Here is a 25,488-nt window from a genome sequence, read left to right as displayed (position 1 = left end):
CCCTGGTCGGTCGGGTCAGTCGATGGGCTCGGCGTAGGACATCGTGAGCACGCCGGCGTACGCCGGGGCGACCACGTCGTCCTCGACCTCGAGGTCCCAGCCGACCTCGCCGCGGGCGACCGCGGGCAGGTAGCGGGTGGTGACGTACGCGTCCGCGGCGACCGTCGCCTGCAGGACGTCCGGGTCGCCGACCGCCTCGATGACGTAGGGCTGCGGGTACGGCACGCCGTGCAGCGTCACCGCGTTCCCCTCGCACTTGATGCCGGTGGTGGTGATGACCCGCTGCCCGGCGATCGTCACCGCGGTCGCGCCGGCGCGCCACAGCGCGTTGACCACCGCCTGGATGTCCTGCTGGTGCACCACGAACTGGTCGAAGTCCGTGCCCTCCTCCGGCTGGGCCTCGACCACCTCCGGGTCGGCGTCGGACAGCGTGATCCGCAGCCCGTCGCCCCGTCGCGGGGTGAGCCCGGCGGGGTCGCGCAGCCGGTCCGCGCGCTCGCGCGCCTTGGTCACGCCGCTGTCGGAGACGGCGCCGGCCAAGCGGTCGACCTCGGAGTCGAGCTCGGCGGCGCGGCGGCGGAGCGCGTCGTACTGCGTGGCCTCCGCCTCGACCAGTGAGGCCAGGTCGGTGTAGCGCCCCGGCCGCAGGTCGGTGCCGTCGCTGTTGAGCGAGCTCGCGACGAACAGCGTGCCGCTCAGGGCGACCATCACGGGGGTGCCGATCCGCCAGCCGAACCCGGCGCGCCCGCGCGGGCGGCGCAGCCGGTCGGTCCAGCGACGCGGCGGGCGGTCCTGAGGCCGCGCGTGGGAACCGGAGGTCACGACGACTAAGGTAGCCCGCGTCCCGCGGCCGACCGGCCGTGGGCGAGCCGGCGCACGACCCCAGCACCCAGCACCAGGAGAGCCCCGTGGCCAAGCAGAAGACCGAGCGCGACCCCCTCGCCCCCGTGCGGGGACCGATCTTCTCCGTGCGGTTCATCGTCGCGCTGGTGCTGATGGTCCTCGGCATCGCCTGGATGGCGTTCTACTACAGCGCGGTCCGCGCCGACCCGACCGTCATCGGCTCCGAGCCGGGCAGCCCGGCGTTCATGGCCGACCTCGGCGACTGGAACTACCTCGTCGGCTTCGGCCTCGTCTTCCTGGGCCTGATCGTGGCCGCGCACCCCTCGACCCCGCTGGGCCGCGGCACCGGTGTCGTCGTCGGCATGCTCGGCTGCTTCCTGATCGGCCTGCTGTGGATCTGCACCTTCTACGTCTTCAGCGACGACCTCACCGACATCTGGGTCTTCAACGACCTCGGCCAGCTGAACCTCGTCGTCGGCATCGGCTTCATGGCCGTCGGCTTCACCTACGCCACGCGCTGGGAGTGAGCCCCGGCCGCGTCCGCGGCCCCGCTCGAACCACGCACCTCCGACCGCCGGTCGGCCTACGGGCCGGCCGGCGGTCGTCGTCTGTCCACAGGTTCCTCCCCAGGCTGTTCCTCCACATCGGTGGAGGAACCTGTGCAGAACTACACGCGTGTAGTTCTGCACAGGTTGCTCCACACCTGTGGACTCACGCGGCTGGCCCTCCCCCGGCCGCCCCTCCCGGCTGGCCCTCCCGGCTGGTTGAGGAGGTTCCGCTAGGAACCGTCTCGAAACCGGCCGAGCGGCAGGCGGCATACCGACGGAACCGACGGGTTTCGAGACAGGCGCTGCGCGCCTTCCTCAACCAGCCGGTCGACGAACCAGCCGAGAGGCCGGGGGCTCAGGCGAGGACGAGCGCGCGGGCGGCGATGGCGCCGAGCACGATGAGCGAGATGAGGGCGAGGCCGGCGACCTGGTAGGTGGCACGCTTCGGTCCGCGCGGGGAGTAGACGAGGACCAGGGCGACGAGCAGCCCGCCGATGAACCCTCCGAGGTGGCCCTGCCAGGAGATGCCGGGCACGGCGAAGGTGATGACCACGTTGACCGCGATCAGGATCCCGAGCTGGCGGACGTCGCCGCCGACCTTGCGGGCGAGGACGAACAGCGCGGCGAAGAGGCCGTAGACCGCGCCGGAGGCACCGAGGGTGGCTTGCAGCTCGCCGGCGAACCACAGCACGACGGCCGAGCCGGCGAGGAGGGAGAGGAAGTACAGCGCGAGGAAGCGCGCCCGGCCGAGCGCGAGCTCGAGCTGGGGGCCGAGCACGTAGAGCGCGAACATGTTGAACGCGATGTGCAGCACGGCCTGGTGGGTGAAGCCGGAGGTGAGGACCTGCCAGACCGCCCCGTCCGCGACGCCGGGCAGCCAGGTCGTGCCGGCGGCGGTGGCGCAGGTCGCGGAGTCGGGGACCTGCGGGTAGAAGAACCCGTCACCGGTCGTGCACAGCCCGCGGGCGCGCAGGGCCAGCAGGTCGGCGAGGCGGCTGGCCGCCCCGCCGGTGACCAGCACCGCCACCCAGACGGCGACGTTGACCGCGATGATCGCGATCGAGGTGCTGCCGGCCTTGGTCGGCCGGAGACCGCCGTACGCCGTCCGGGCGCTGCGCGTGGTCCGCGCACCCTCGGCGACGCAGTCGGGGCACTGGAAGCCCACGGCCGCGTCGCGCATGCAGTCCGGGCAGATCGGGCGGCCGCACCGCTGGCAGCGGATGTGCGACTCCCGGTCGGGGTGCCGGTAGCAGACGGGCACCCCGGCCTCGGGGGTCGGGTGCTGGGGCTCGGTCACGGACGGGCGCGGGTCAGCGGTGGCGGTGCTGGTCGGGTGTCGTTCGGGTGGCGCCGGTCAGCGCAGCTCGACGGTCTCGATGACCACCGGCTCCACGGGGCGGTCGCCGGGGCCGGTCTTGGTGGTGGCGATGGCGTCGACGACGTCGCGCGAGGCCTGGTCGGCGACCTCGCCGAAGATCGTGTGCTTGAAGTTCAGCCACGGGGTCGCGCCGACGGTGATGAAGAACTGCGAGCCGTTGGTGCCCGGGCCGGCGTTGGCCATCGCGAGCAGGTAGGGCTTGTCGAAGGTGAGCTCGGGATGCGGCTCGTCCTTGAAGGTGTAACCCGGGCCGCCGGTGCCGGTGCCGAGCGGGTCGCCGCCCTGGATCATGAAGCCGTCGATGACGCGGTGGAAGATCAGGCCGTCGTAGAACGGGCCGCTGCGGCCGTTGCCGGCGTCGTAGGACTTCTCGCCGGTCGCGAGGCCGGTGAAGTTCCCGACGGTCTCGGGGGCGTGGTTCGGGAAGAGGTTCAGGACGATGTCGCCCCGGTTGGTCTTCAGTACGGCCTGCTGGTCAGCCATGAGGGTCCTTACGCGTGGGGAACGGTCTTCGGTGCGAGCGCGGCGCGGGGTTCCGACAGCGCCGCGGGTGGGTACTGCACGAGGGACGGCGGCGTGGTCCGCCGTGCCCCGTCGATCCTCGCACGTGGCGCCAACCGGTCTCCCGGGTGGCCCGACCGTGCTGTGCGTGATCGAATGGCAGTGACCGAACGAGAGGAAGTGACGCGATGCGTCTGCGCCAGAAGAAGTCCCTCCTCGATCAGGCCTCGGACTACGTCGACACCGTGCGCCCCCAGGTGGAGGCCGCCGTCGCCCAGGCCCGCGAGGCCGTCGAGGAGTTCGTCGAGTCCACCGCACGACCCGCCATCGAGGACGCCAGGGTCAAGGCGGGGCCGGCCCTGGCCGACGCCAGGACCCGTGCGGCCGCCGGCATCGCCGAGGCTCGCGAGAAGGCGGGCCCGATCGTCGCCGACGCCCGCGAGAAGGCCGGGCCCGTCCTGGCCGACGCGAAGGCGAAGGCCGCCCCGCTCGTGGCCGCCGGTGCTGCCGCGGCAGGCGAGAAGGCCGCCGCCGTGCGGACCGCCGCGGAGGGCAAGGTCGCCGCGCTCGCCGGCGAGCCCCCGAAGAAGAAGCGCAGCAAGCTCAAGACGCTGCTCGTCGTCGCCGGCATCGCCGGTGCCGTGGGCGTCGTCGCCAAGCGCCTCCAGGGCGGCGGCCAGAGCGACAACTGGCAGTCCTCCTACGTGCCGAGCCCGCCGCCGAGCTCCACCGGGGCCTCGACCAGCGCCTCGACCGCCAGCCAGACCACCACCACGCCGGCCGCCCCGGTCGGTGACGCGACCGCGGCGACGCCGCTGGCCGACGAGGTGGCCGAGGACATCGGTGGCGCCTCGCCCGACGAGGCGATCGCGGACGCCGCCGAGGCCCCGCACCCGGTGACGACGCCGGACGACCCGGCCGAGGTCACCGACGTCGACGACCAGAAGTAGTCACCAGCACGCAGCAGCACCGCACCAGCATCACCGGGACCGGTCGGAGGAGACATCCTCCGGCCGGTTCTCGGCTATCCAGGCGTCGATGACCTCCCACCAGCCGTAGAGCCAGTCGATGCGCGCGTCGCGGTCGGCCGGGATCTCGGCGCGCGGCACCTGCCACCAGCGCATCGTGATCCGCTTGTCCATCGGCAGCGCCCGCCAGACGTCGGCGACCCCGTCGAGGTGGTCGAGGCCGGTGTGCGCCACCAGCACGACGTCCGCGTCCGGCGCGGCGTCCAGCGCGGCCAGCAGCCCGCCCGGCCGCGGTGCGAGCACGTGCACCATCTGCTCGGCCCGGTCCGCCATCGCGTGCAGCCCGAGCCGCCGCAGCCGCTCGATGGCCCGCGCCCGGCGCTTCGGGGTGAAGTTGCCGCCCTCGGGGAAGATCACGAACGCGTCGTTCTCGTCCAGCCCGGTCGCCAGGGCGGCGATGTGGTCCTCGACGCCCTCCCCCGGCCGCCCGGGCGTGATGAACCGCGCCGGGATCCGGTGCAGCAGCACGTCGATCGCCGGGTCCCAGGCCAGGGTGTCCTTGAGGACGACGCGGGGCTCGCGGCCGTACCAGTGCATGAGCGCGTGGACGAGCGTGAAGGAGTCCCCCGGCCCCGCGTGCCGGCAGCACACCACGACCGGCACGCCCGGGTGCGCGTCCGGCGCCGGGCCGTCGACCTCGATGGTCAGGCGCAGCACGCGCCGGGCCTCGCGGAAGAAGACCCACATGACGCCCTGCACCAGGTCGTAGTGGATCCCCTCCCAGTACGCCGTCCGCAACCGTCGTCCGCAGCCGCTGGCCAGCCACATGCCGAGCAGCACGACCAGCAGCAGCGCCTCGGTCGTCAGGTACAGCACGACCACCCAGGCCAGCCGGACCACCCGCAGGCGACCCGGCACGACCGGCGAGAGGATCGCGGCGCCGAGCAGCCACAGGGGCAGCGTCACCCAGAGGAACACCGCCAGCGCGACCACCGCCGGGGCGAGGACCAGGCGACGGAGCGCCCACGTCGCCGCAGGCGCCACCGTGCCGCGCACCGTCGTCCCGCGGCTCAGGGGCCGGCGGGCTGGTCGAGGTGCTGGTCGAGGTAGGCCACGCACGCATCGTAGGTGCGGTCGATGCGCTCCTGGACGCTGCTGAAGTCGGTGGCGGCGCGCCAGGTGTCGTCGCGCGCGGACGTCCCGCGCGCCGGCAGCACGTGCGCCTCGACCTCGGGTGGCAGCTCGGCCCACTCGCGGTGGAAGCGGTGGCGCCGGGCGATCTCGAAGGACACCCGGGCGACCTCCCACGGCCGGCGCGGCACGCGCAGCGGCCGGTCGATCCGCCCGACCTGCAGCACGAAGACCCGGTCGGCCCCGAGCCGGACGGCCCGGGCGAGCGGGACGGAGTTGACGATGCCGCCGTCGAGGTAGTGCTCGCCGCCCACCTTCGCCGGCGGGAGCAGGCCCGGCACCGCGGCGCTCGCCACGACCGCGTCGACCACGCGGCCGGAGTCGAACCAGTGCTCCGCGGCCCGCTCGATGCTCGCGGCGCACACCTGGAAGCGGACCGGGAGCTCCTCGAAGGTCACCTCGCCGAGCTCCGCGACGAGCCGGTCTTTCAGCGGTCCGGCCGACCACAGGTGGGTGCCGGTGGACACGGCGCGGCGCACCGTGCGCAGCGGCCGGTCGCCGTACACCTCGCGGGGGGTCTGCCGCGCGTCCTCCCACAGCCGCGTCATCCGCTCCACCACGTCGATCGTCGGCTCCCGCGCGACCAGGGCGCCGTTGAGCGCGCCGATGCTGGTGCCGAGCACCAGGTCGGGAGTGATGCCGCGCTCCAGCAGCGCCCGGAGCATCCCCACCTCGACCGCGCCGAGCACGCCCCCACCACCGAGGACGAACGCCGTGGTCGGCGCCCCAGCGGTGGTCACGGGTGGGTCAGCTGCCGACCGGCTCGCCGAGCTGGGCGCGGACCCGCTCGGTGGCGCGGCGCTCGGCCCAGAAGCTGACGATCGGGATCGTGCCGCACAGCAGCGTGACCAGGGTGAACTGCAGGTCCCACTCGGCCCGGCGGGCCAGCAGGAACGCCATGATCAGGAAGATCATGTAGAGCCAGCCGTGGGCGACACCGAGGTACTCGGTGATCGCGTTGCCGAGCTCCTGGGCGCCCGAACCGGCCGCGAAGAGGTCGGGAGTGCTGCCGAAGATGCCCCACATGCCGGAGCCGTCGAAGTTGGCCAGCGGGACGCCGACCAGGCACAGCACGATGAGCAGCACGCCGACGACGGTGGCCATGAAGCGGTAGCGGGTCAGCGCGCTGTTGAGCCCCGGGTCGGTGCGCTCGTCGTCGTCCATCACGACCTCGACGCTACCGCCTCGTCGGCGGGCTCCTGCTCCTGCGCCGCGGCCGCGCCGAGGTCCCGTGACCAGCGCCACCAGATGAAGGCGGCGAACGCGCCGAAGACGAACCACTCGATGCCGTAGAGGAAGTTCTTCAACCCCGTGAACGCCGACGCGCCGGCCACCTGCTCGACCTCGGCGGTCGCGAGGCCGTCGAGCGGCTCGCGGGCGATGGCGAACGCGCCGTACAGGTCCTGGTCGACGTGCTGGATCAGGTCGGCGGTGCGCACCTGCGGCAGCACGTCGTCGGAGCGGTCGGGGTCGGTGGCGTTGGTGCCCTCGGTGGCCTGGAGGTACGCCGTCACCTCGACCGGGCCGGGAGCCGGCGCGGGGGCCTCGGGCGTCGCCGACCAGCCGCGCACGACGTACAGCGCCGACCCGCCGCCGCCCTCGACCTCGAGCGGCGTGACGACCCAGTAGCCCTCCTCGCCGTCGTGCTCGCGACCCTCGACGAAGACGGTGCCGCTCGGCACCCAGGTCCCGGACACGTCGACCGGGCGGCCGACCTTCTCCCCCGGGAAGGGGTCGTCGGGGCCCATCACGTCCACGAGCGGCTCGGGCGCGGTCCGGCTGTGGTCCACGGCCTCGGCGTCGCGGTGCGCCTGCCAGGAGTCGAGCTGCCAGAGGCCGAGCCGGCCGGCCAGCAGCACCAGCACGATGGCCAGCAGATGACCAGCCCAGTAGCGGGGGTGGAGGGCGACAGGCACCCCTCCAGCGTACGGCGTGATCCCCGTCGCACCGGCCCCACCGCGGGTGAACCCACTGGTCGAGAGCGCGGCCCCGGCAGGTTTCGAGACAGGCCTTGCCGGCCTTCCTCAACCAGCCGGCGCCGGGCTGCCACCCCGGCAGGTTGAGGAGCGCGCGCTCGCGCGCGTCTCGAAACCCGCCGGCGCGGGGCTGCTACCCCGGCAGGTTGAGGAGCGCGCGCTGGCGCGCGTCTCGAAACCCGCCGGCGCGGGGCTGCTACCCCGGCTGGTTGAGGAGCGCGCGCTGGCGCGCGTCTCGAAACCCGCCGGGACCGGAGGCGGGTCAGTCGGCGCAGGCGGCGTACGGCGCGACGCGGTCGCGGACGAGCGCGGCACCGGCGACGGGGTCGACCAGCCGGTAGCCGACGCGTCCGGTCGAGGGGTCGGCCACGCCGTCGCGGAAGCCGTCGCTGAACGCACGGCCGGGCCCGTCCTCGGGCCAGGTCTCCCCGAGGCGCAGCCGCTCGAAGGCGTCCGAGCGCAGCGGGCCGAGCCAGGCCGTGGCCAGGCCGCCCTGGAGCGCGATCGACCACGCCTCGATCTCGTCGACCCGGGCGGTGTCGACGCCGGCGGGCGCCTCCACGCAGCCGCGCTCGACGTACGTCGCCTCCGCCGGCGACCCGACGAGGTCGAGGAGCGCCGGTTCGGCGGCCCACGACCGCGTCGCGTCCGGCGCCGCTCCGGAGACCACGAGGCTGTCCTCGGGGCGCACCTCGGCGCCGGCGAGCACGCCGACCCGGTCGCGGACGGCGCGCTGCACGACGGCCATGTCGATGCCCAGCCGGAACGACAGCACCCAGCCCGCGCCGTCCGGGCCGTCGAAGCGGGCCTCCCAGCGCACGTCGTCCTGGGTGAAGCCGTACTCCGCCGCCAGCCGCTCGTCGACCGGGCGGAGGAGACCGGGGGTGAGCAGCGGGGCGCGGCGCTCGGCGCGCGCCCAGAAGCCGTCGCGCTCTGTGGCCGGGGCCTGGCCGGTCAGGTCGGGGACTCCGAGCTGGAGGCGGACCCGCTCGAGGTCGGTGACCGAGAGCGACGTGGCCGAGGCCGGCACGAGCGGCAGCGCCGCGGCGGCGGCCTCGTCGCGGACGTCGAACTCCGGGACGGCCGACGCGCTGGGCGCGAGCGCCGGGGCGGGCTCCGGCGCGTCGTCGGTGCAGGCGGCCAGCGAGCCGGCGAGCAGGACGGCGGCGACGCCGAGGCCGAGCCTGCTGATCATGTGGAGCCTAGGGGACTCGAACCCCTAACCCCCTGCTTGCAAAGCAGGTGCGCTACCAATTGCGCCAAGGCCCCGTGTCCGCGCTCTAGCGCGGGAGTTGGTGGTGTGCCGCTGGGTGATGCCCTCAGGAGGCGCGGACGCTGTCGGTGGCCTCGGCCCACAGCGCCTGCTCGTGCTGGCCCTCGTCGTACTTCTTCTTCGCGAGGACCGCGCCGGCGGCGGCCAGGGCGAGGAGGACGATCTTCTTCATCGGGTGACCTCCGGTCGCTGCGGGCGGTGCGGCTGGTGCAGCCAGGTGGGTGGGCCTAACAGGACTTGAACCTGTGACCTCTTCCTTATCAGGGAAGCGCTCTAACCGTCTGAGCTATAGGCCCGCTCCGGCACGGGGCCGGCGCGGTCGCTGGCGACCGATGCGGAACACTACCCGACCTGCGAGTGCCCCCCAAAACGGGGTGGGCCGGTCGGCCGGAGCGCCCCGCACTGCTCAGTGCTGGTCCTCCGCGAGGGTGACCTCGATGCCGCCGAGCAGCGCCGCGGCCATGTTGTAGAGGAACGCCCCGAGGGTCGCGACCGCCGTCAGCAGCACCACGTCGACGGCCGCCACCAGCATGGTGAAGCCGAGCACGCGCGAGGTGCCGAGGTAGTCCTTGATGTCGAAGCTGCCGCCGTCGTCACCGCCGACGACGTCCTGCACGGTGCGGTTGATGGAGTCCCAGACGTCCGCGGCGCCGAGCACCGACCAGATCATGAACACCGAGACGACGGTGACGACCGCGAAGGCGATCGACAGCAGGAACGCCGTCTTCATGACCGACCACGGGTCGACCCGGGTCAGGCGCAGCCGGGCCCGCCGGGGTCCGCGCCCGGCCGCGGCGGGGGCGGCGGCCGGGGCTCGCGTCCCGGCGTTGGCGCGGTGCTCGTCGGCCGCGTTCGACAGCTTCGCCTGCAGGCGCTCGCCCAGACCCGGCCGTACGGCGGTCTCCTCGGTGGAGCGGTCGGACATCAGTCCTCACCCTCGCCTTCGTCGGTGGCGTCGGTCTGGTCGATTGTTGCACCCGGCCCGGAATCGGCCGTCTCCTCAGCCTCGACGTCCTGCTCGAGGTCGGCGGTCTCGACGGCGGCGGCCTCCACCGCCGGGTCGTCGACGACGGCCTCGGCGACCTCCGCGGCAGCGGCGTCCGCGGCCTCGGCGACCTCCTCCTCGACCCGGGCCTCCACCGACCGCGCGACGACCGCGACGGCGTCGCCGGACTTCGGCGTCACGAACTTCACGCCCATGGTCGAGCGGCCGGTCGGGCGGAACTGGTCGTTGATGGGGCTGCGGACGACCTGGCCCTTCTCGGTGATCGAGAGGACCTCGTCGCCGTCCTCGACGATGAACGCGCCGACCAGGCCGCCGCGCTCCTCGTTGGCCAGCGACATGGCCTTGATGCCCAGGCCGCCGCGCGACTGCAGGCGGTACTCGTGGATGCGGGTGCGCTTGGCGAAGCCGCCGTCGGTGATGGTGAAGACGTACTGCGGCTTGACCTCCTCGACCTCCTCGGCGCTCGCCTCGACGTCGGCGGAGTCGGCCGCCTGCTCGCTGAGCCCGGCGGCCTCCTCGGCGGCGACCTGCGCCGCGCGGATCACCGAGAGCGAGAGCAGCGAGTCGCCGTCGCGGAACTTCATGCCCGAGACGCCCGAGGTGGCACGGCCCATCGGGCGCAGCTGCGCGTCGTCGGCGCGGAAGCGGATCGCCTGGCCCTTGCGGGAGACCAGCAGGATGTCGTCCTCGGCGTTTACCAGCTCCGCGCCGATCAGCTCGTCGTCGTCCTCGCGGAAGTTGATCGCGATGACGCCGGCCTGCCGCGGGCTGTTGTAGTCGCCGAGGCGGGTCTTCTTGACCAGGCCGTTGCGCGTGGCCAGCACGAGGTACGGCGCCTGCTCGTAGTCCCGGATCGCCAGCACCTGCGCGATCGCCTCGTCGGGCTGGAAACTGAGCAGCCCCGCCACGTGGCCTCCCTTGGCGTCGCGCGACGCCTCGGGCAGGTTGTAGGCCTTGGTGCGGTAGACGCGGCCCGCGGTGGTGAAGAACAGCAGCCAGTGGTGGTTGGTCGTGGCGATGAAGTGCTCCACGACGTCGTCGCCGCGCAGCGAGGCGCCGCGCACGCCCTTGCCGCCCCGCTTCTGGGTGCGGTACTGGTCGGCGCGGGTCCGCTTGGCGTAGCCGCCGCGGGTGATGGAGACGACGAGGTCCTCGTCGGGGATGAGGTCCTCCATCGAGAGGTCCCCGTCGGCCGCGATGATCTGGGTGCGCCGCTCGTCGCCGTACTTCTCGACGATCTCGGCCAGCTCGTCGCTGACGATCTGCCGCTGGCGCGTGACGTTGGCCAGGATGTCGTTGAGGTCGGCGATGGTGCGCTCGATCTCGGCGAGCTCGTCGATGATCTTCTGCCGCTCGAGCGCCGCGAGGCGCCGCAGCTGCATGTTGAGGATCGCGTCGGCCTGGAGCTCGTCGATGTCGAGCAGCTGGATCAGGCCCTGGCGCGCGTCGTCGACCTCGGGCGAGCGTCGAATGAGGGCGATGACCTCGTCGAGCATGTCGAGGGCCTTGACCAGGCCGCGCAGGATGTGGGCGCGCTCCTCGGCCCGGCGCAGGCGGTACTCGGTGCGGCGCCGGATGACCTCGATCTGGTGCTCGACCCAGTTGCTGATGAACTGGTCGATCGACAGGGTGCGGGGCACGCCGTCGACGAGCGCGAGCATGTTGGCGCTGAAGTTGGTCTGCAGCTCGGTGTGCTTGAGCAGGTTGTTGAGCACCACGCGGGCGACCGCGTCGCGCTTGAGCACGACGACCAGGCGCTGGCCGGTGCGGTCGGAGGTGTCGTCGCGCACGTCGGCGATGCCCTGCACGCGTCCGGAGTCGGCGAGCTCGGCTATCTTCAGCGCGAGGTTGTCGGGGTTGACCATGTACGGCAGCTCGGTGATGACCAGGCAGGTGCGGCCGCGCTGGTCCTCGTCGACCTCGATGACCGCTCGCTGGGTGACCGACCCGCGGCCGGTGCGGTAGGCCTGCTCGATGCCCTGGTGGCCCACGATCAGCGCGCCGTTGGGGAAGTCGGGGCCCTTGATCCGCTCGATCAGGGCGTCCTGCAGCTCCTCGCGGCTCGCGTCGGGGTGCTCGAGCGCCCAGCGGGCGCCCTCGGCGACCTCGCGCAGGTTGTGCGGCGGGATGTTGGTCGCCATGCCGACCGCGATGCCGGCCGAGCCGTTGACCAGCAGGTTCGGGATCCGCGAGGGCAGGACGACGGGCTCCTGGGAGCGGCCGTCGTAGTTGGGCTGGAAGTCGACGGTCTCCTCGTCGATGTCGCGGACCATCTCCAGCGCCAGCGGCGCCATCCGGCACTCGGTGTACCGCATGGCCGCGGCCGCGTCGTTGCCCGGCGAGCCGAAGTTGCCCTGGCCCTGGATCATCGGCGCGCGCATCACCCACGGCTGCGCCAGGCGCACGAGGGTGTCGTAGATCGCGGTGTCGCCGTGCGGGTGGTACTGACCCATGACGTCGCCGACGACGCGCGAGCACTTGGAGAAGCCGCGGTCGGGGCGGTAGCCGCCGTCGTACATGGCGTAGAGCACCCGGCGGTGCACCGGCTTGAGCCCGTCACGCACGTCGGGCAGCGCCCGGCCGACGATGACCGCCATCGCGTAGTCGATGTAGGCGCGCTGCATGGAGGTCTGCAGCTCGACGGGCTCGATGCGGCCGCCGGTCGGGATGGTCGGGCCGCCGCCGTCGGTGGGCGTCTCGGTCACGATTGCTCTCTCTCGCTGATTCTACCGGATGTCTAGGACGCGCTCTAGAGAGGCCCAGAGAGGGCCAGAGCGGCTAGATGTCCAGGAAACGGACGTCCTTGGCGTTGCGCTGGATGAACGAGCGCCGCTGCTCGACGTCCTCGCCCATGAGGATCGAGAAGATCTCGTCGGCCTGCGCGGCGTCGTCGAGCGTGACCTGCAGCATCAGCCGCTGGTCGGGGTCCATCGTGGTCTCCCACAGCTCCTTGGCGTTCATCTCGCCCAGACCCTTGTAGCGCTGGACCGGGTTCTCCTTGGGCAGCTTCTTGCCGGCCGCCTGGCCCTCGCGCAGCAGCGCGTCGCGCTCGGAGTCGGAGTAGACGAACTCGTGCTCGTGCGGCTTGTTCCACCGCAGGCGGTACAGGGGCGGCTGGGCCATGTAGACGTGGCCGTGGTCGATGAGCGGCTTCATGAACCGGAACAGCAGCGTCAGCAGCAGGGTGTTGATGTGGTGGCCGTCCACGTCGGCGTCGGCCATCAGCACGACCTTGTGGTAGCGCAGCTTCGCCAGGTCGAAGTCCTCCTGGATCCCCGTGCCGAGCGCGGAGATGATCGACTGCACCTCCTGGTTGCCCAGAATCCGGTCGATGCGCGCCTTCTCGACGTTGAGGATCTTGCCGCGGATCGGGAGGATCGCCTGGATGCGCGGGTCGCGGCCCTGGCGGGCCGAGCCGCCCGCGGAGTCGCCCTCGACGATGAAGACCTCGCACTCGGCGGGGTTCGTCGACTGGCAGTCCGAGAGCTTGCCCGGCAGGCCGGCCTTGCCGAGCAGGCCCTTGCGGTCCCGGGCGAGGTCGCGGGCCTTGCGCGCGGCGGTGCGGGCCTGCGCGGCGGCCTGGGCCTTGCGGATGATCTCGCGGCCCTCGGCGGGGTTCTGCTCGAACCACGCGCCGAGCTGGTCGTTGACCACGCGCTGGGTGAAGCCCTTGGCCTCGGTGTTGCCGAGCTTGCCCTTGGTCTGTCCCTCGAACTGCGGCTCGGCCAGCTTGATCGAGATGATCGCGGTCAGGCCCTCGCGGATGTCCTCGCCCTTGACGCGGTCCTCGGCCTTCTTCATCAGGCCCCAGTCCTCGCCCCAGGAGTTGACCAGGGTGGTGAGCGCCGCGCGGAAGCCCTCCTCGTGGGTGCCGCCCTCGGCGGTGTTGATCGCGTTGGCGAAGGTGTGGACCGACTCGTTGTAGGTCTCGGTCCACTGCATCGCGACCTCGAGCGACATGTGGTTCTCGACCTCGGCCGGGGACTCGGCCTCGAAGGAGATGACGGTCGGGTTCGACGGGGTCTTGGTGCGGTTGAGGTGCGCGACGAAGTCGACGAGGCCGCGCTCGTACTTGAAGACCTGCTCCAGCGCGCCCTCGGCGCGCGTCGGGGCGTCGGCGGTGCCGTCGACGGCGTCCGCGACCGTGTCGTCCTCGACCGCCTCGGCGACGGCCTCCGCGCCCTGGCGCTCGTCGCGCACGACGATCTCCAGGCCCTTGTTGAGGAAGGCCATCTCGCGGATGCGGGAGGTGATCGTCTCCAGCGAGTACGTCGTGGTCTCGAAGATCTCCTCGCTCGCCCACCAGGTGATGGTCGTGCCGGTGCGCTCGCCCGGCTCCATCGGCCGGACCTGCTCCAGGGGGCCCTCGGGCACGCCGAGCAGGAAGGTCTGGCGCCACAGGTGGCCGCGGTTGCGGACCTCGGCGACCAGGCGGGTCGACAGCGCGTTGACGACCGAGACGCCCACGCCGTGCAAGCCGCCGGAGACCTTGTAGCCCCCGCCGCCGAACTTGCCACCGGCGTGCAGCACGGTCAGCGCCAGCGTCAGGGCCGGCAGCTCTTGGCCGGCCGCGGTGTCGGTCGGGATGCCGCGGCCGTTGTCCTCCACGCGCATCGCGCCGTCGGCGCAGAGCGTGATCACGATGCGGTCGCAGTAGCCGGCCATCCGCTCGTCGACCGCGTTGTCCACGATCTCCCAGATGAGGTGGTGCAGGCCGCGCTCGCCGGTGGACCCGATGTACATGCCCGGGCGCTTGCGGACCGCCTCGAGGCCCTCGAGGACCTGGATGGCCGAGGCGTCGTAGTCGCCCTCCACCCGGGAGGAGGACAGCACCGCCGCGACCTGCTCGGCCTGGGCCTCGGGGTGAGCCGCGGCCTGCTGCTCTGCCTCGGACTGGGCGGGGGAGAGGCTGTCCTCGGACACGGCCACCAACTTCCTCGAGCATCGGGGCGGGCCGCCTGGACGGCGGCCCGGCACGGAACAGGTCGCGCGCACGCGACCCGTCGGCCATGGTACCGCCTGACGGGCCCCAGGACACGCGACGACCCCCGGCACGAGGGAGGATCGTGCCCTCGATGAGCCCCTAGGCGGCTCGCAACCGGCGTCAGGAGCCGCGACCAGGGGGTCGGACAGGGGCGGGTACGGCTGCGGGGCTCCCAGATCGCCAGAACGTCAGCCGTAGGTGTCGCGCGGTCCGCGGCCGTCCCTGGCCGAGCGGGGACCCTTCTTCCAGCTCGGTCCGTGGGGGCCGAGCACCTCGATGACGGTGACCGTCCCGTGGCCGAGCTCCTCGTTGAGCCGCCGCACGACGGCGGGCGCGAGCAGGCGCAGCTGGGTGGCCCAGGCAGTGGAGTCGGTGCGCACGACCAGCCGCCCGTCCTCGAAGGTCTCCGGCGTGGAGTGCGCCGCGACGTCGCTGCCGACGAGCTCGCCCCATCGGCCGAAGACGCCGTGCACGCGCAGGTCGAGCTCCCAGCCGCGCTCGGCCACCAACCGGCCCAGGGTGTTGTCGATCAGCTGGGGGTCGCGGTCGTCGGGGTGCGACCCGGTCACCCGGGTCCCGCGCGGCCGCTCGGTCCACGGTCGTCGGCGTCGCGCCCGCGGTGTGGAGCCGGCGGTCGCCCGGGTCAGGGCGCGCGCGAGGTCCAGCCCGTCGTCGCGGTGCTCAGGCCCGGGTGCGTCGGGCGCGGCGGGGGCGCCCGGGCTGTCGGGGGTGCTGGGAGAGGTGCTCGGGGAGCCGGCGCCGTCGGGCTCGTCAGCCATCGCGGCGTACCTCCCCTCCGGCGACGGTGAACCGGGCGCCGGCCAGTGCCTCGGGGACGTCCGCGCCGACCGCGGCGGTGACCAGCACCTGCTCCGCGTCGGCCACCAGCTCGGCGAGCTGGGCCCGTCGCTCGGCGTCGAGCTCGGCGAAGACGTCGTCGAGCACCAGGATCGGGTCGTCGCCGTCGGCGCGCAACAGGTCGTAGGACGCCAGCCGCAGCGCGAGCGCGAAGGACCACGACTCCCCGTGCGAGGCGTACCCCTTCACCGGCAGCTCCTGCTCGCCCCCGCCGTGGGCCAGGGTGAGGAGCAGGTCGTCGCGGTGCGGGCCCACCAGCGAGATCCCGCGGTCGATCTCGTCGCCGCGCCGCCGCTCCACCTCCGCGAGGAGGCGCTCGGCCAGCCCGGCGGCGTCGCGCGCCTCGCCGAGCTCGAAGGAGGGCCGGTAGGCGATCCGCGCGTCGTCGCGGCCGGCGCCACGGGCGACGGTCTCGTAGGCCTTGCCGACGTACGGCGCGAGCCGCTCGACCAGGTCGAGGCGGGCCGCGAGGAGCTCGGCGCCGGTCCGCGCGAGGTTCTCGTCCCACACCGCGAGCGTCGCGAGCGCGGCCTCCTGCGAGGAGCTGCCCCGGCGGGCGGCGCCGATGGTCTTCAGCAGCGAGTTGCGCTGCTTGAGCACCCGGTCGTAGTCCGAGCGCACGCCGGCCAGCCGCGGCGCGCGCAGCACCAGCAGGTCGTCGAGGAACCGCCGCCGGTCCGAGGGGTCGCCCTTGACGAGGGTGAGGTCCTCGGGGGAGAAGACGACCGTGCGCACCAGGCCGACCAGCTCGCGGGCCCGGGGGAGCGGGGAGCGGTTGACCCGCGCCCGGTTGGAGCGGCCCGGGTTGATCTCGACCTCGAGCACCGCGGTGCGGCCGTCGCGCACGACCGCCGCGCGGACGACCGCCTTCTCGGCCCCCGCCCGCACGAGCGGGGCGTCGCTGGCGACCCGGTGCGAGCTGAGCCGCGAGAGGTAGTCCACCGCCTCGACCAGGTTGGTCTTGCCCTGCCCGTTGCGGCCGACGAACGCGGTGACGCCCGGACCGAGCTCGACGTCGACGGAGGCGTAGGAGCGGAAGTCGTGCAGGGTGAGGTGGGAGACGTGCACGTGGGTCCGGCTAGCTCTCCGCGGGCGCCGAGCCGTCGCCGGACCCGGCCTCGCGCGCCGAGCCGGCCTGGTCGGGCGCACCCGCGTCGGCGGCGGTGCCCGCCGCGTCCCCGCCCTTGGGGGCGGCGGTCTGCATCGCGTGCCCGCCGAACTGGTTGCGCATGGCCGCGACGGCCTTCATCGCCGGCGAGTCGTCCTGGCGGGACACGAACCGCGCGTAGAGGGCCGCGGTGATCGCGGGGGTCGCCACCGCGTGCTCGATGCCGGCCTCGACCGTCCACCGGCCCTCGCCGGAGTCCTCGGCGTAGCCGCGGATGCCCTCGAGGCCGGGCTCCTGGTCGAGCGCGGCGACCAGCAGGTCGAGCAGCCAGGACCGGATGACCGTGCCCTCGCGCCAGGAGCGCATCACCTCGGTGACGTTCTCCACCATGTCGACCTTCTCGAGCAGCTCCCAGCCCTCGGCGTAGGACTGCATGATCGCGTACTCGATGCCGTTGTGGACCATCTTGGAGAAGTGGCCGGCGCCGACCTTGCCGGCGTGCACGGAGCCGAAGTCGCCCTCGGGCTTGAGCGCGTCGAAGACCGGCTGGGCCTTCGCGACGTCGTCGGGGTCGCCGCCGTACATCAGGGCGTAGCCGTTCTCCAGGCCCCAGACACCGCCGGAGACGCCGCAGTCGACGAAGCCGATTCCCTTCTCGGCCAGCTGCTCGGCGTGCGCGAGGTCGTCGGTCCAGCGGGAGTTGCCGCCGTCGATGACCAGGTCGCCCTCGTCCAGCAGCCCGGCCAGCTCGGTGACGGTGGCCCGGGTCGCCTCACCGGCGGGGACCATCACCCAGACGACCTTGGGGGAGGGCAGCCGGGAGACCATGTCCTCGAGCGACGAGGAGTCGCTCACGTCCGGGTTGCGGTCGTAGCCGACGACGGTGTGGCCGGCGCGGCGCAGGCGCTCGCGCATGTTGCCGCCCATCTTGCCGAGGCCGACGAGTCCGAGGTCCATCTGCTTCCTCCTGTGAGGGCTGGGGGGATCAGGCCGTACGTCGGACGGTACCCACCCCCGCGGCCGGGTCTCAGGACAGGAGTCGTCGCGGCATCAGCAGGTAGCGGAAGCCCGGGTCGGCCGCCTCCGCGCCCTCGGGTGCGGCCCCGCTGATCACCACCGGCTTGGACGCCTGGGTGAAGGCGAGCTCGACGACCGGCTGGTCGATCGCGGTCAGCCCGTCGAGCAGGAACTGCGGGTTGAAGCCGGTCGTGATGTCCTCGCCGTCGACCTGCGCCTCGATCGACTCCGAGGCCTGCGCCTCGTCGCCGGAGCCCGCGTCGAGGGTGAGCACGCCCTCGCTGAAGGCCAGCTGCACCGCGGTGTTGCGCTCGGCGACCAGGGCGACGCGCTTGACCGACTCGACCAGCGCGGCCTTCTCGACCCGGGCGACCGTGAGGTGCTCGTTGGGGAAGAGGCTGCGGACCTTGGGGAACTCCCCGTCCAGCAGGCGCGTGGTGGTGCGTCGTACGCCGCCGGGCGCGTTGCCCTCGAAGCCGATGATGCCCTCGCCGGAGCCGGTGGCCGCCAGCGCGATGGTGACCTCGCTGCCGGCGGTCAGCGACTTGGCGGTGTCGCCGAGCACCTTGGCCGGCACGAGCGCGGCGGCGGTCTCGTCGGGGGTGCGCGGGTCCCAGCCCAGCTCGCGCTGGGAGAGCCGGAAGCGGTCGGTGGCCAGCAGCGAGATCGTCGAGCCGTCGATCTCGATCCGCACGCCGGTGAGCACCGGGAGCATGTCGTCGCGGCCCGCCGCGGTCACGGCCTGGGCGACCGCGTGGGCGAACTCGTCGCTCTGCACCGTGCCGGTCGCCGCCGGCATCTCCGGGAGCGAGGGGTAGTCCTCGACCGGCATCGTCTGCAGGCTGAAGCGCGCCGAGCCGCAGGTCAGCGAGACGCGGGCGCCGTCGAGGGTCATCTCGACCGGCTTGCTCGGCAGGCTGCGGCAGATGTCGGAGAGCAGCCGGCCGCTGACCAGGGCCCGACCCTCGTCGCTGACCTCGGCGCTCAGCGTCGCGCGGGCCGAGGTCTCGTAGTCGAAGGTCGAGAGCACGAGGCCGTCGTCCGTCGCGTCGATGAGCAGGCCGGCGAGCACCGGAACGCTCGGTCGGACCGGCAGGCTGCGGGCAGCCCAGGCGACGGCATCCGCGAGCACGTCGCGGTCGACGCGGAACTTCACGATTCGTGGTCCTTCAGGTCAGGGGCAGGACGGGATGCGCATCCTGCCACGTGGGGTCGGGGCGCGGGAGGTTCGGTGTGGTTTGCCCGCGGCCCCTGCCTGTGGAGCCGGGCGGTCCTGGATCCGGGCTCGTCGCTCGTCGTCCCCAGGGTGGAGGGCCGGGTGGAGTTCCACGGGGGATCGAGATGTCTGGAGGTAGGGAGGAGTCATAGGTGCGGTGGAAACTGTGGATGGAGCGCGTTGTCGCAGGTCGTGCGGTGCACTCGAGACTCACAGGGGCTGTGGATCCACGCGCGACGGCCGGGCTCCTGGTGTGGAGCCCGGCCGTCGGTGCGTGCGGGTCCGCCCGGTTGTCCCCAGATCCTCCCCGTGTAGTTCGGGGTGTCGGGGCGGGCTGGTCCACAGCGGGAACGACAAGGACGTCGCTCCGTCGCCTGTGGAGGAGGCCTGTGGGATCAGGCCACGGTGAGGGTGACCTCGACGTTGCCGCGGGTCGCGTTGGAGTAGGGGCAGACCTGGTGGGCCTGCTCCACGAGCTCGCGGGCCCGGTCGCCGTCGACCTGGGGCAGGGTCACCTCGAGCTGCACCGCGAGGCCGAAGCCGCCCTCGTCGTTCGGGCCGATTGAGACGTCGGCGACGACCTCGGAGTCGGTCGTGTCGGCGCCGGCCTTGCCCGCGACGAGCTTGAGCGCGGAGTGGAAGCACGCGGCGTACCCCGCGGCGAAGAGCTGCTCGGGGTTGGTCGCCCCGCCCGGGCCGCCCATCTCGGTGGGGGTGCGGACGTCGGTGTCGATGAGGCCGTCGGTGGACTGGACGTGGCCGTTGCGGCCGTCCCCGGTCGCGGCGGCGCTGGCGGTGTAGAGAGTCTTCATGTGCACCAATCTATTGTGCACAATCGAATTGCACAAGGGGTAGCCTGGTCCCGTGACCGACCACCCCCAGCTGGCCCTGGACGAGCAGCTCTGCTTCCCGCTGTACGCCGCCACGCGCGCCGTGACGCAGCGGTACGCCGACCTGCTGGCCGACGTGGGGCTGACCTATCCGCAGTACCTCACGCTGCTGGCGCTGTGGGAGGCCGACGGCCCGGTGAGCGTCGGCGACCTCGGGCGACGCCTGCGGCTGGACTCCGGGACGCTCACGCCGCTGCTGAAGCGGTTGGAGGCCGCCGGGCACGTCTCGCGCCGGCGCGACCCCGCCGACGAGCGCCGGGTGCTCGTCGAGCCCACCGCCGCGGGCCTGGCCCTGCGCGACCGGGTCGCCGACGTCCCCGGCCGCCTGCTGGAGGGGATGGGGCTCTCGGTCGAGGAGCTGCTGCGGCTGCGCCGCGACCTGGGCACGCTGCTGCGCGGGCTCGACGCCTCGGCCGGCTGACCCGGGCCGGAGCCGGCCGGTGAGTGGCCGGTGAGGTGGCCGGTGGCCGGTCGCCGGGTGGGCGGTCGGCCGTCAGCCCTGGCGGGCCTGCATCTTCACGCGGTTGGTCAGCTCGCTGACCTGGTTGAACACCGCGCGACGCTCGGCGAGCAGCTGGTTGATCTTGCGGTCGGCGTACATCACGGTCGTGTGGTCGCGGTTGCCGAACTGGGCGCCGATCTTGGGCAGCGAGAGGTCGGTGAGCTCGCGGCACAGGTACATCGCGATCTGGCGGGCCATCACCAGGTGCCGGCCGCGGCTGGGCCCGGTGAGCTCGTCGATCGAGAGCCCGAAGTAGGCCGCGGTCTGGGCGATGATCAGCCCGGCGGTGATCTCCGGCTCGCCGCCCTCGGGGATCAGGTCCTTCAGGACGATCTCGGCGAGGGTCATGTCGACCTCCTGCCGGTTGAGGTTCGCGAAGGCCGTGACCCGGATCAGCGCGCCCTCGAGCTCGCGGATGTTGGTCTGGATCTTGGAGGCGATGAACTCCAGCACGTCCGGCGGTGCGGTGAGCCGGTCCATCGCGGCCTTCTTGCGCAGGATCGCGATCCGCGTCTCGAGGTCCGGGGGCTGGACGTCGGTGATGAGCCCCCACTCGAAGCGGTTGCGCAACCGGTCCTCCAGGGCCTCGAGCCGCTTGGGCGCCCGGTCGGAGGTCAGCACGATCTGCTTGTTGGCGTTGTGGAGGGTGTTGAACGTGTGGAAGAACTCCTCCTGGGTCTGGGTCTTGCCCTCCAGGAACTGGATGTCGTCGATCAGCAGCACGTCCACGTCGCGGTAGCGCCGCTTGAACCGGTCCTGCCGGTCGTCGCGGATCGCGTTGATGAACTCGTTGGTGAACTCCTCGCTCGACACGTAGCGCACCTTGGCGCCGGTGTAGAGGCTCCGGACGTAGTGCCCGATCGCGTGCAGCAGGTGGGTCTTGCCCAGCCCGGAGTCGCCGTAGACGAGCAGCGGGTTGTAGGCCTTGCCCGGCGCCTCGGCGACCGCGACGGCGGCGGCGTGGGGGAACCGGTTGGACGAGCCGATGACGAAGGTCTCGAAGGTGTACTTCGGGTTGAGCCGGGTCTCCAGCGCGGTCGGCCGCCCGTGGTCGCCGCCGGCCGGTCCGCTGTGCGCGCCGTGCCCGGGGAAGTTGTCGCCGAGGTAGCCGCCCTCGCCGGGGTCGCTGCGGCGCACCGCGCCGCCGGTGGCGTCGGCCGCGGGGTCGCCGAGCCGCGGGTCCAGGTCCGGGCGCAGGGGCTGGACGTTGGCGAGCGGGTCGTGTCGAGAAGTCGACAGATCGACATCGGAGTGGACGACCAGCGGGTCCGGCTCGGCCGGGGGCGCGACGGGCGCGGCCTCGAGGTCGAGCGCGGGGTTCACGGTGACCGCGATCCGGATCTCCCGGCCGAAGGCCACGGTCAGCGCGTCCTCCAGCTGGCCGCGCAGCCGCCCCTCGAGCTGGCCGCGGGTGAAGTCGTTGGGCACCGCCACGATCGCGGTGCTCTCGTGCAGGGTGACCGGCTCGCTGGCCGTCAGCCAGGCCCGCTGGTGGGGCTGGAGGTCGTCCACGACCTGCCGCCAGGCGGTGCCGAGGTCCGGCGTGCTCTGGTCCACGATGGGTGGGTCCCCTTCTCTCTGCTCGCGATGTTCCACAGCTTTGTCCACAGGTTGTGAACGCGACCCGCTCGCTGTGGAGGAGTCTGGTCGAGACCCGGCCGGATTCGTGGCGAATCGCTGTTTTCCCAGGTCAGACGCTTGTTGACAACATCCGTGACCCAGGTCACCACCGCGGGTCAGGAGCATCCGCGGCCGGCCGGAGGGGAATCTCGACGGCCCTGAACCTAACCCCGGCCTCACGCCACCGGCAAGCCGTCATCCACAGGCCCGTACGCTGGCTCCGACGGAGTGCTCCAGGCTCCGCTCGCCGGTTTGACCCTGGGATTCGGCTCCGCGTACCGTTGGCCGGTCGCCCGGTGTCGACCGGTGCCGCACGTCCACGGGAGCCCGAGTCTCGCGTGGGTGGGCGGTGCCAGCCGAAGAAGGTCACAGAACGTGGCAGCACGATCCGTGACGGCACTGCCGATCCCGCCGGGGTCGATGTCCCGAACCACCACCGAAGGAAGAGCTCGTGAGCAAGCGTACGTACCAGCCGAACAACCGTCGCCGTCACAAGGTGCACGGCTTCCGCCTGCGCATGCGCACCCGTGCCGGTCGCGCCATCCTCTCCTCGCGCCGCCGCAAGGGCCGCAAGAGCCTGGCCGTCTGACGGCCGCCGCCGCACCGCCGCCCAGCTCCGACCCCGCTGTGCTCCCCTCGGCGCACCGGCTGGTCGACGCGGACTCGTTCCGCGTCGCCGCCCGTGCCGGGGAGCGAGCGGGGTCGCGCACACTGGTGGTCCACCTGTGGACCCCCGGTCCGGGCCACGACGACCCGCCCCGTGTGGGCTTCGTCGTGAGCAAGGCGGTCGGCGACGCCGTCACCCGCAACCGCGTGAAGCGCCGTCTGCGACACCTGGCCCGGGAGCACGTCTCGTCGCTCCCGGGCTCTGCTGTGCTCGTGGTGCGCGCGCTCCCCGCGGCCGCCGGGGCGTCGTACGACGTCCTGGGCGCCGACCTGGCGCACGGACTGCGCAAGGTGCTGGCGCGGACGGCCCCGGTGCCGGCGTGAAGCACGTGCTCATCGCGCTGCTGCGTGCCTACCGGGCCGTGATCAGCCCGCTCTACGGCCAGGTCTGCCGCTACCACCCGTCCTGCTCGGCCTACGCGCTGGAGTCGGTGACGGTCCACGGGAGCATCCGTGGTTCGTGGATGGCGGTGCGGCGGCTCGGGCGGTGCCACCCGTGGGCCGCCGGCGGCTACGACCCCGTTCCTCCCCGCACCAGTGCGGGACCCTCTCCCTCACCGAACCAAGGAGCCTGACCCATGGGATTTCTGGGCGACATCGGCAACTTCATCATGACGCCGCTGTACTACGTGATCTCGGTGGTCCTGGTCGGCTTCCACACGCTGCTCGGCAAGGTGCTGCCCGCCGACGGCGGCATGGCGTGGGTGCTGTCGATCGTCGGCCTGACGCTGGTGATCCGGGCTGCGCTGATCCCGCTGTTCGTCAAGCAGATCAAGTCCAGCCGGAACATGCAGCTGATCCAGCCCAAGGTCAAGGAGCTGCAGAAGAAGTACGGTCACGACCGGGAGCGTCTCGCCCAGGAGACGATGAAGCTCTACAAGGACGCGGGCACCAACCCGTTCGCCTCCTGCCTGCCGATCCTCCTGCAGATGCCGATCTTCTTCGCGCTGTTCCGGCTCATCGACCAGGCGGCGGACGGTCGGGCGCACGGCGTGCTCACCGAGGCGCGCGCGGAGAGCTTCGGCGGTGCGGAGCTCTTCGGGCGCATCCCGATCGCCGACACCTTCCTCAACGCCGACGGCCACATCGGCGTCATGCTGCTCGCGGCCGTGCTGGTCGTGGCGATGACGGCGACCACGTTCCTCACCCAGCGCCAGCTGATGAGCAAGAACATGCCGGCCGACGCCCTGACCGGCCCCTACGCCCAGCAGCAGAAGATGCTGCTCTACGTGCTGCCGGTGGTCTTCGCCGTCGGCGGCATCGCGTTCCCGATCGGTGTGCTCTTCTACTGGACCACCTCGAACCTGTGGACCATGGGCCAGCAGTTCTACGTCATCCGCAACAACCCCGCCCCGGGCACGCCGGCGTTCGCGGCGAAGCAGGAGCGCGACCGGGCGAAGGCTGCCCGCAAGGGTGAGCCGGTCGAGGCGACTGCGGTCGAGGCCGCGCCCGAGCCCGAGGAGCGGCGCCCCACGCAGCGGCAGCAGCCGCGCAAGCAGACCCGACAGCAACGCAAGTCCGGCGGCGGGCAGCGCCCGTCCGGCGGCAGGACCGAAGGTGGGAAGCAGAAGTGAGCGAGACCAGCGAGCAGATCGAGGTCACCCCGGACGCGCCGGCGACGGAGCAGGCCGAGGACGGGTCGACCGAGGCCCGGCCCTCGCGCGTCGAGCAGCTCGAGGCCGAGGGCGACATCGCCGCGGACTACCTCGAGGAGCTGCTCGACATCGCCGACCTCGACGGTGACCTCGACATGGACGTCGAGGGCGACCGTGCGGTGGTCTCCATCGTCGGTGCGGAGCTGACCCAGCTGGTCGGCCGCGACGGCGAGGTCCTCGACGCCCTGCAGGAGCTGACCCGGCTCGCGGTCTACCGCGAGACCGGCGAGCGCTCGCGGCTGATGCTGGACATCTCCGGCTACCGCGCGCAGAAGCGCGAGCAGCTGGTGGCCCTGGCCGCGGAGACGGTCGCCCGGGTGAAGGAGTCCGGCGCGCCGGTCTCGCTCGACCCGATGTCGCCCTTCGAGCGCAAGGTCGTGCACGACGCGGTGGCCGCGGCCGGTCTCGCGTCGGAGTCCGAGGGCGTCGAGCCCCGGCGGCACGTCGTCGTGCTCCCGGCGTGACCCTCCCCCGGCGATGACCGTCCGACCCGCTGACCCCCGCCGATCCTCGGCGAGCACTGAGCGATGAGCGACGACGTTTCACGTGAAACACCCTCCGTGCCCGACGAGGCGCGGAGGGTGTTCGCATCGGGCCGGTTGCCGCTGGCGGAGCGGTACGCCGCCCTGCTCGCCACCGACGGGGTCCTCCGGGGCCTGATCGGTCCTCGCGAGGCCCCCCGCCTGTGGACCCGACACGTGCTCAACTGCGCCGTGCTCGGCGAGTGGGTGCCGGAGGGCGCCGCGGTCGCCGACATCGGCTCGGGCGCAGGACTGCCCGGCATCGTCCTGGCCGTCGCACGCCCGGACCTCTCGGTGACCCTGATCGAGCCCTTGCTGCGGCGCACGACGTTCCTCACCGAGGTGGTCGAGACGCTCGGCCTCGACCGGGTCGAGGTGGTCCGCGGTCGGGCCGATGCGCTGCACGGCACGCGACGGTTCGACGTCGTCACCTCCCGTGCGGTGGCGCCCCTCGGGCGCCTGCTCGAGTGGTCCATGCCCCTGGTCGACGCCCGCGGCGCGCTCGTCGCGATGAAGGGCGCGACGGTCCACGAGGAGATCGTCGAGGCCGAGCCGGTGCTCCGGCGGCTCGGGTGCGCCCCGCCGGAGGTGCGCGAGCTGGGCGTCGGCGTGCTGGCGGAGTCGACCGGTGCCGTCCGGGTTTCGTGGGCCGATCCGGCGTCGGTATCGTGGCCGCCGGCCACAGCGGCGGACGCCCCACGCGGTCCTGCCGGCAAGCGCGGCCGGTCCTCGCGGAAGCGACGCTGACCGGTAGCGGGATCCCCGTC

The 25,488-nt window shown here is 72.6% G+C and carries 26 protein-coding genes, 2 tRNA genes and 1 pseudogene; 9 read left to right on the top strand and 20 right to left on the bottom strand.

All coding sequences use genetic code 11. The features are described from left to right. Nucleotides 1-15 precede the first annotated feature (15 nt). Nucleotides 16-822 carry a DUF881 domain-containing protein gene (locus QWY29_RS07470; RefSeq protein WP_300960113.1) on the bottom strand — a complete coding sequence of 269 codons (807 nt, stop codon included), beginning with the start codon at nt 820-822 and terminating at the stop codon, nt 16-18. Nucleotides 823-908: 86 nt separating this feature from the next. On the opposite strand from QWY29_RS07470, the gene QWY29_RS07465 reads away from it, so the two are divergent. Further along, complete coding sequence (locus QWY29_RS07465) at nt 909-1,370, top strand: cell division protein CrgA (protein WP_300960112.1); 462 nt, start codon at nt 909-911, stop codon at nt 1,368-1,370. A 376-nt stretch (nt 1,371-1,746) separates the two neighbouring features. Here QWY29_RS07465 and QWY29_RS07460 read toward each other — a convergent pair whose 3' ends face one another. Continuing rightward, nucleotides 1,747-2,688, bottom strand: a complete 942-nt coding sequence (locus QWY29_RS07460; protein WP_300960111.1) for a rhomboid family intramembrane serine protease — start codon at nt 2,686-2,688, stop codon at nt 1,747-1,749. Nucleotides 2,689-2,745: 57 nt separating this feature from the next. Beyond that, nucleotides 2,746-3,252, bottom strand: coding sequence for a peptidylprolyl isomerase (locus QWY29_RS07455; protein ID WP_300960110.1), 507 nt, complete (start codon nt 3,250-3,252; stop codon nt 2,746-2,748). Between the two features lie 206 nt (nt 3,253-3,458). On the opposite strand from QWY29_RS07455, the gene QWY29_RS07450 reads away from it, so the two are divergent. Next, nucleotides 3,459-4,220 (top strand): hypothetical protein, encoded by a 762-nt coding sequence (locus tag QWY29_RS07450; protein ID WP_300960109.1) that lies wholly within the window; start codon nt 3,459-3,461, stop codon nt 4,218-4,220. 30 nt (nt 4,221-4,250) lie between these two features. On the opposite strand, the gene QWY29_RS07445 is transcribed toward QWY29_RS07450, so the two are convergent. The 16 genes and pseudogenes from QWY29_RS07445 to QWY29_RS07370 all read right to left on the bottom strand — a co-directional run bounded on the left by QWY29_RS07445 (nt 4,251) and on the right by QWY29_RS07370 (nt 19,688). Next, complete coding sequence (locus tag QWY29_RS07445) at nt 4,251-5,294, bottom strand: 1-acyl-sn-glycerol-3-phosphate acyltransferase (RefSeq protein ID WP_300960108.1); 1,044 nt, start codon at nt 5,292-5,294, stop codon at nt 4,251-4,253. Between the two features lie 14 nt (nt 5,295-5,308). Continuing rightward, a complete protein-coding gene (locus QWY29_RS07440; protein ID WP_300960105.1) occupies nt 5,309-6,169 on the bottom strand; it encodes a patatin-like phospholipase family protein in 861 nt (286 codons plus the stop codon). 7 nt (nt 6,170-6,176) lie between these two features. Next, nucleotides 6,177-6,593: a DUF3817 domain-containing protein gene (locus tag QWY29_RS07435; RefSeq protein ID WP_300960395.1), complete on the bottom strand. Its 417-nt coding sequence runs from the start codon at nt 6,591-6,593 to the stop codon at nt 6,177-6,179. Next, nucleotides 6,593-7,345, bottom strand: a complete 753-nt coding sequence (locus tag QWY29_RS07430; protein WP_300960104.1) for an SURF1 family protein — start codon at nt 7,343-7,345, stop codon at nt 6,593-6,595. The genes QWY29_RS07435 and QWY29_RS07430 overlap by 1 nt, the downstream gene beginning before the upstream one ends. A 322-nt stretch (nt 7,346-7,667) precedes the next feature. Then, nucleotides 7,668-8,600, bottom strand: a complete 933-nt coding sequence (locus QWY29_RS07425; protein WP_300960103.1) for a hypothetical protein — start codon at nt 8,598-8,600, stop codon at nt 7,668-7,670. A 1-nt stretch (nt 8,601) separates the two neighbouring features. Next, a tRNA-Ala gene (locus QWY29_RS07420) sits at nt 8,602-8,674 on the bottom strand. 50 nt (nt 8,675-8,724) lie between these two features. Beyond that, complete coding sequence (locus tag QWY29_RS07415) at nt 8,725-8,850, bottom strand: DLW-39 family protein (RefSeq protein ID WP_300960102.1); 126 nt, start codon at nt 8,848-8,850, stop codon at nt 8,725-8,727. Between the two features lie 50 nt (nt 8,851-8,900). Next, nucleotides 8,901-8,974 (bottom strand) — tRNA-Ile (locus QWY29_RS07410). A gap of 110 nt (nt 8,975-9,084) precedes the next feature. Next, a complete protein-coding gene (locus tag QWY29_RS07405; RefSeq protein WP_300960101.1) occupies nt 9,085-9,603 on the bottom strand; it encodes a DUF3566 domain-containing protein in 519 nt (172 codons plus the stop codon). Further along, the gene (gene gyrA, locus QWY29_RS07400; RefSeq protein ID WP_300960099.1) at nt 9,603-12,389 is read right to left on the bottom strand and encodes a DNA gyrase subunit A; all 2,787 of its coding nucleotides are present in this window, start codon (nt 12,387-12,389) and stop codon (nt 9,603-9,605) included. Before gyrA ends, QWY29_RS07405 begins: the two co-directional genes overlap by 1 nt. Nucleotides 12,390-12,462: 73 nt before the next feature. Beyond that, complete coding sequence (gene gyrB / locus QWY29_RS07395) at nt 12,463-14,607, bottom strand: DNA topoisomerase (ATP-hydrolyzing) subunit B (RefSeq protein WP_439117401.1); 2,145 nt, start codon at nt 14,605-14,607, stop codon at nt 12,463-12,465. A 249-nt stretch (nt 14,608-14,856) separates the two neighbouring features. Beyond that, nucleotides 14,857-15,447 carry a DciA family protein gene (locus QWY29_RS07390; RefSeq protein WP_300960098.1) on the bottom strand — a complete coding sequence of 197 codons (591 nt, stop codon included), beginning with the start codon at nt 15,445-15,447 and terminating at the stop codon, nt 14,857-14,859. Continuing rightward, complete coding sequence (gene recF, locus QWY29_RS07385) at nt 15,440-16,594, bottom strand: DNA replication/repair protein RecF (protein ID WP_300960097.1); 1,155 nt, start codon at nt 16,592-16,594, stop codon at nt 15,440-15,442. Before recF ends, QWY29_RS07390 begins: the two co-directional genes overlap by 8 nt. A gap of 10 nt (nt 16,595-16,604) precedes the next feature. Continuing rightward, nucleotides 16,605-17,612: pseudogene (gnd, locus tag QWY29_RS07380) on the bottom strand (phosphogluconate dehydrogenase (NAD(+)-dependent, decarboxylating)); the annotation flags it as partial. Between the two features lie 49 nt (nt 17,613-17,661). After that, a complete protein-coding gene (gene dnaN / locus QWY29_RS07375; protein ID WP_300960095.1) occupies nt 17,662-18,807 on the bottom strand; it encodes a DNA polymerase III subunit beta in 1,146 nt (381 codons plus the stop codon). Nucleotides 18,808-19,262: 455 nt separating this feature from the next. Beyond that, complete coding sequence (locus tag QWY29_RS07370) at nt 19,263-19,688, bottom strand: organic hydroperoxide resistance protein (protein WP_300960393.1); 426 nt, start codon at nt 19,686-19,688, stop codon at nt 19,263-19,265. A gap of 43 nt (nt 19,689-19,731) precedes the next feature. Here QWY29_RS07370 and QWY29_RS07365 point away from each other — a divergent pair, with 43 nt between their 5' ends. After that, nucleotides 19,732-20,178, top strand: a complete 447-nt coding sequence (locus QWY29_RS07365) for a MarR family winged helix-turn-helix transcriptional regulator (protein WP_300960094.1) — start codon at nt 19,732-19,734, stop codon at nt 20,176-20,178. A 72-nt stretch (nt 20,179-20,250) separates the two neighbouring features. Here QWY29_RS07365 and dnaA read toward each other — a convergent pair whose 3' ends face one another. Continuing rightward, nucleotides 20,251-21,771 carry a chromosomal replication initiator protein DnaA gene (gene dnaA, locus QWY29_RS07360; protein WP_439117411.1) on the bottom strand — a complete coding sequence of 507 codons (1,521 nt, stop codon included), beginning with the start codon at nt 21,769-21,771 and terminating at the stop codon, nt 20,251-20,253. A gap of 559 nt (nt 21,772-22,330) precedes the next feature. On the opposite strand from dnaA, the gene rpmH reads away from it, so the two are divergent. The 6 genes from rpmH to rsmG all read left to right on the top strand — a co-directional run bounded on the left by rpmH (nt 22,331) and on the right by rsmG (nt 25,468). Then, nucleotides 22,331-22,468, top strand: coding sequence for a 50S ribosomal protein L34 (gene rpmH / locus QWY29_RS07355; protein WP_011758123.1), 138 nt, complete (start codon nt 22,331-22,333; stop codon nt 22,466-22,468). 38 nt (nt 22,469-22,506) lie between these two features. Continuing rightward, nucleotides 22,507-22,869 (top strand): ribonuclease P protein component, encoded by a 363-nt coding sequence (gene rnpA / locus QWY29_RS07350; protein WP_300960090.1) that lies wholly within the window; start codon nt 22,507-22,509, stop codon nt 22,867-22,869. Then, nucleotides 22,866-23,120 (top strand): membrane protein insertion efficiency factor YidD, encoded by a 255-nt coding sequence (yidD, locus tag QWY29_RS07345; protein ID WP_300960089.1) that lies wholly within the window; start codon nt 22,866-22,868, stop codon nt 23,118-23,120. Before rnpA ends, yidD begins: the two co-directional genes overlap by 4 nt. A gap of 3 nt (nt 23,121-23,123) precedes the next feature. Further along, complete coding sequence (gene yidC, locus QWY29_RS07340; protein WP_300960087.1) at nt 23,124-24,119, top strand: membrane protein insertase YidC; 996 nt, start codon at nt 23,124-23,126, stop codon at nt 24,117-24,119. After that, the gene (locus QWY29_RS07335; protein ID WP_300960086.1) at nt 24,116-24,664 is read left to right on the top strand and encodes a Jag family protein; all 549 of its coding nucleotides are present in this window, start codon (nt 24,116-24,118) and stop codon (nt 24,662-24,664) included. Before yidC ends, QWY29_RS07335 begins: the two co-directional genes overlap by 4 nt. A 117-nt stretch (nt 24,665-24,781) precedes the next feature. Beyond that, a complete protein-coding gene (gene rsmG / locus QWY29_RS07330; protein WP_439117400.1) occupies nt 24,782-25,468 on the top strand; it encodes a 16S rRNA (guanine(527)-N(7))-methyltransferase RsmG in 687 nt (228 codons plus the stop codon). The last annotated feature ends 20 nt before the right edge of the window (nt 25,469-25,488 follow it).

This window comes from Nocardioides abyssi, assembly GCF_030412915.1.
Classification (GTDB): domain Bacteria; phylum Actinomycetota; class Actinomycetes; order Propionibacteriales; family Nocardioidaceae; genus Nocardioides; species Nocardioides abyssi.
This window is presented reverse-complemented; position numbering and strand designations above follow the sequence as displayed.

What these genes read in the sequence shown, in the direction of transcription:
- QWY29_RS07455 (WP_300960110.1), bottom strand. Translation starts at nt 3,252, where the DNA reads ATGGCTGACCAGCAGGCCGTACTGAAGACCAACCGGGGCGACATCGTC.
- QWY29_RS07450 (WP_300960109.1), top strand. Translation starts at nt 3,459, where the DNA reads ATGCGTCTGCGCCAGAAGAAGTCCCTCCTCGATCAGGCCTCGGACTAC.
- QWY29_RS07435 (WP_300960395.1), bottom strand. Translation starts at nt 6,593, where the DNA reads ATGGACGACGACGAGCGCACCGACCCGGGGCTCAACAGCGCGCTGACC.
- QWY29_RS07425 (WP_300960103.1), bottom strand. Translation starts at nt 8,600, where the DNA reads ATGATCAGCAGGCTCGGCCTCGGCGTCGCCGCCGTCCTGCTCGCCGGC.
- QWY29_RS07415 (WP_300960102.1), bottom strand. Translation starts at nt 8,850, where the DNA reads ATGAAGAAGATCGTCCTCCTCGCCCTGGCCGCCGCCGGCGCGGTCCTC.
- QWY29_RS07405 (WP_300960101.1), bottom strand. Translation starts at nt 9,603, where the DNA reads ATGTCCGACCGCTCCACCGAGGAGACCGCCGTACGGCCGGGTCTGGGC.
- QWY29_RS07390 (WP_300960098.1), bottom strand. Translation starts at nt 15,447, where the DNA reads ATGGCTGACGAGCCCGACGGCGCCGGCTCCCCGAGCACCTCTCCCAGC.
- yidC (WP_300960087.1), top strand. Translation starts at nt 23,124, where the DNA reads ATGGGATTTCTGGGCGACATCGGCAACTTCATCATGACGCCGCTGTAC.